Raw genomic sequence first — 3,706 nt, forward strand, 5'->3', positions numbered from 1 at the left:
GGTCAGAGCGGTATTGCCCGGATGCCGCCACGGGCGTGCGGGCATACCGCGACCGCGCGCGGATGCTGCGACCTTTTATCCAGCCGCGGGCCTGGCTCGATGTGGGTACCGGAGCCGGCCGCTTCTGTGACGCCGCCCGGGACGTCTGGCCCACCACCGTGTTCGACGGGCTGGACGAGTCCGACGGTGTCGAGGAGGCCAGCCGCAGACGGTGGGTGGACGGTGGATACCGGGGTGTTCTCGCCGATTTCACCGACCGGCTGAGCGGCCGGTACGACGTCGTCAGCATGTTCCACCACCTGCAACATGTCCGTGATCCGTTGCTGGAACTCGACTTGGCGGCCGAGGTGCTCGTTCCCGGCGGCTATCTCCTGCTCGAGCTGCCGAATACCCGGTCTCCGGTCGCGCGTGCCCTCGGACCTTTCTGGGCCGGTTGGTGCGTTCCCCGGCATCTGTGCCTGCCGACCGTCGACAATCTCACCAGCGGGCTGACCGAACGCGGTCTGCGGCCGGTCGCGATACAGTTCGGCCGGGCGCACCGACCCGGCGACCTGACCGCCGCGGTGTTCCTGCTGGCGCAGTGGCTGGCGCCGGACCCGGGTCTGCCGTGGTTGTCCGCCGAACCCGGCGTCCGGCGGAGGTTGCGGCGTGGCGGTGCGCTTGTCGCGGTGACTCCCTTCCTGGCCGTCGCGGCTGCCGCGGATTTTGTGCTGCGGCCGGTGCTCCGTGGTGGGCACCGTGCCAACACCTTTCGGATTCTTGCCCGCAAGGAGTTCTGAGAGCCAGGCTGTGGACGGGCCGGGCATATAATCGTTCCGTTGGCGTCGAGGTATTTCGTCAGGTGGTCGTCGTGCTGTCCGGTCGAGTTCTGCCCGGGTCGCCCGTCCCGGGTGGTTCGTCGTAGCGCCAGTCGTGGACGAGTCCGATGACGAAGATTCCGACGAAGAGGATCAGCAATGGCAGCAGAATCATTCATGCTCCCAGGGGGGGTGGGGAAGTGAAGTGGGGATCGGCTCCGGTCACGGGGCGAACGCCGTCCCAGCCTGACTACCCGCTCCCGGATGCATCTCACCTGACGTTCGCGTGGAGTGACGCTGTGACACGTTCCGGCGTTGCGGACGGATGTTCCGCCGATTGGGTGGCGGGAGGATCCTGGTTGGGCGTACCGTCACATCCACCGTCAACGCGGGAGCTTCCGACGAAGGAGGCTGAGAGGGCGGCTGGGGTTGACCCACGGTGCCGCCGACCGCTGGAACCTGTCCGGATAATGCCGGCGTAGGGAGCCGTCACTGTGGTGCTGCCTGTTGACCGACCAGTCTCCGTGGCCACGCCCGTCAGCAGCGGGGCGTCCGTCACCGGAGGCGCCACTGGCACCGCGCGCGTGCCCGGTGGTTCACCCGCACCTGTCACCTCCGGCCCGCTGCCCGGCAGCCGCAAGACCTATCTGATCGGCTCCGCGAACGGTCTGCGGGTGCCCATGCGTGAGGTGGTGCTGTCCACGGGCGACAGCGTGATCCTGTATGACACCTCCGGGCCGTACACCGATGCCGAGCAGGTCACCGACGTGCGCCGGGGGCTGGCTCCGCTGCGGGACGCCTGGATCGCCGCTCGCGGTGACACCGAGGTCTACCAGGGCACCGCACCCGAGATCCGGCACGGGGAGGGGCTGCGCAAGCCTTCACCCAGACGGGCGCTGCCCGGCCGGGCCGTCACCCAGCTTGCCTACGCGCGCCGGGGCGAGGTCACCCCGGAGATGGAGTTCGTGGCGCTGCGCGAGGGCCTGCCGGTCGAGACCGTGCGGGCGGAGATCGCCGCTGGTCGCGCGGTGCTGCCCGCGAACGTCAACCACCCTGAGTCCGAGCCGATGGCGATCGGCCGCGCCCTCCTGGTGAAGATCAATGCGAACATCGGGAACTCGGCGGTGACCTCGTCCATCGAGGAGGAGGTGGACAAGATGGTGTGGGCGACCCGCTGGGGTGCCGACACCGTCATGGACCTGTCCACCGGGCGTGACATCCACACCACCCGGGAATGGATCATCCGGAACTCGCCGGTCCCGATCGGGACCGTACCGATCTACCAGGCGCTGGAGAAGGCCGGCGGCAAGGCCGAGGAACTGTCCTGGGAGGTCTACCGGGACACCGTCATCGAGCAGTGCGAGCAGGGTGTGGACTACATGACCGTCCATGCCGGGGTGCTGCTGCGCTACATCCCGCTGACCGCGCGGCGCAAGACCGGGATCGTCTCCCGCGGCGGGTCGATCCTGGCCGCGTGGTGCCTGGCCCACCACCAGGAGAACTTCCTCTACACGCACTTCGCCGAGCTGTGCGAGATCCTTCGCGCCTATGACGTGACCTTCTCACTGGGGGACGGGCTGCGTCCCGGCTCGATCGCCGACGCCAACGACGCCGCCCAGCTCGCGGAGCTGGCGACGCTCGGGGAGCTCACGTCGGTGGCGTGGGAGCACGACGTCCAGGTCATGATCGAGGGCCCTGGGCACGTCCCGATGAACAAGATCAAAGAGAACGTGGACCTGCAGCGCGAGCTGTGCCACGACGCGCCCTTCTACACCCTCGGGCCGCTGACCACGGACATCGCCCCGGGCTACGACCACATCACGTCCGCGATCGGCGCCGCGATGATCGGCTGGTACGGCACGGCGATGCTCTGCTACGTCACACCCAAGGAGCACCTCGGGCTGCCCGACCGCGACGACGTCAAGGCCGGAGTGATCGCCTACAAGATCGCTGCGCACGCGGCGGACCTGGCCAAGGGGCATCCGGGCGCCCAGGCATGGGACGACGCCCTGTCCGACGCACGGTTCGACTTCCGGTGGACCGACCAGTTCCATCTCGCGCTCGACCCGGAGACCGCCGAGGCGTTCCACGACGAGACCCTGCCCGCGACGCCCGCGAAGTCGGCACACTTCTGCTCGATGTGCGGCCCCCACTTCTGCTCGATGAAGATCACGCAGGATGTGCGCAGGTACGCCGCAGAGCACGGCATGGGGGAGACCGAGGCCGTGGATGCCGGTATGCGGGAGAAGTCGGCGGAGTTCGCCGCCCGCGGGAGTCACGTCTACCTCCCGATCGCGGAAGCATAGGTGGTTCCGGTCGCTATCGCGACGGTTTCCACCTACGGTTTCCGCGGCTGTAGGTGGAAACCGTCGCTGTCACAACGGTTTCCACCTACGGATCCGGGTGGGTCGGGCCGGGCCGCTGGTCAGGTTGCCGGCTTCTCCGCGTGACCGCCGAACTGCTTGCGCATCGCGGACAGCAGCTTGTCGGCGAACAGGGCCTCGCCGCGTGAGCTGAACCGCTCGTACAGCGAGGCGGTGAGGACGTGGGCGGGTACGCCCTCCTCCACCGCCGCCAGCACCGTCCAGCGGCCCTCACCCGAGTCGGAGACCCGGCCGCTGAACGATTCCAGCTTCGGGTCCTCGACGAGCGCGGCCGCGGTCAGATCCAGCAGCCAGGAACTGACCACGCTGCCGCGGCGCCACACCTCGGCCACCGCCGCGGTGTCGATGTCGTACTGGTAGTACTCCGGATGCGCGAGCGGGGTGGTCTCGGCGTCGTGCTCACCTGCGTGGTCCCGGCCGATACCGGCCTTCTCCAGGATGGCCATGCCTTCGGCGAACGCGGCCATCATGCCGTACTCGATACCGTTGTGGATCATCTTGACGAAATGCCCGGCACCGTTTGGC

At 68.4% G+C, this 3,706-nt stretch carries 3 protein-coding genes, 1 pseudogene and 1 riboswitch; of the genes and pseudogenes, 2 read left to right on the forward strand and 2 right to left on the reverse strand.

Going from position 1 to position 3,706, the window contains the following annotated elements; all coding sequences use genetic code 11:
- On the forward strand, positions 1 to 779 hold a 779-nt coding region (locus DD1DGNOD_RS07155), incomplete at its 5' end, for a class I SAM-dependent methyltransferase (RefSeq protein WP_206443005.1).
- Between the two features lie 58 nt (positions 780 to 837).
- On the opposite strand, the gene DD1DGNOD_RS30485 is transcribed toward DD1DGNOD_RS07155, so the two are convergent.
- Positions 838 to 972 (reverse strand): hypothetical protein, encoded by a 135-nt coding sequence (locus DD1DGNOD_RS30485; protein ID WP_283234665.1) that lies wholly within the window; start codon positions 970 to 972, stop codon positions 838 to 840.
- Positions 973 to 1,175: 203 nt separating this feature from the next.
- Positions 1,176 to 1,299, forward strand: a riboswitch (TPP riboswitch).
- Here DD1DGNOD_RS30485 and thiC point away from each other — a divergent pair.
- Positions 1,292 to 3,103, forward strand: a complete 1,812-nt coding sequence (gene thiC / locus DD1DGNOD_RS07160; RefSeq protein ID WP_430827769.1) for a phosphomethylpyrimidine synthase ThiC — start codon at positions 1,292 to 1,294, stop codon at positions 3,101 to 3,103. Its footprint overlaps the riboswitch before it by 8 nt.
- Before the next feature lie 119 nt (positions 3,104 to 3,222).
- Here the strand turns inward: thiC and DD1DGNOD_RS07165 are convergent.
- A pseudogene (locus DD1DGNOD_RS07165) lies at positions 3,223 to 3,706 on the reverse strand (phosphogluconate dehydrogenase (NAD(+)-dependent, decarboxylating)); the annotation flags it as partial.

It is taken from the genome of Candidatus Protofrankia californiensis (assembly GCF_900634765.1).
GTDB classification, from domain to species: Bacteria; Actinomycetota; Actinomycetes; order Frankiales; family Frankiaceae; genus Protofrankia; species Protofrankia californiensis.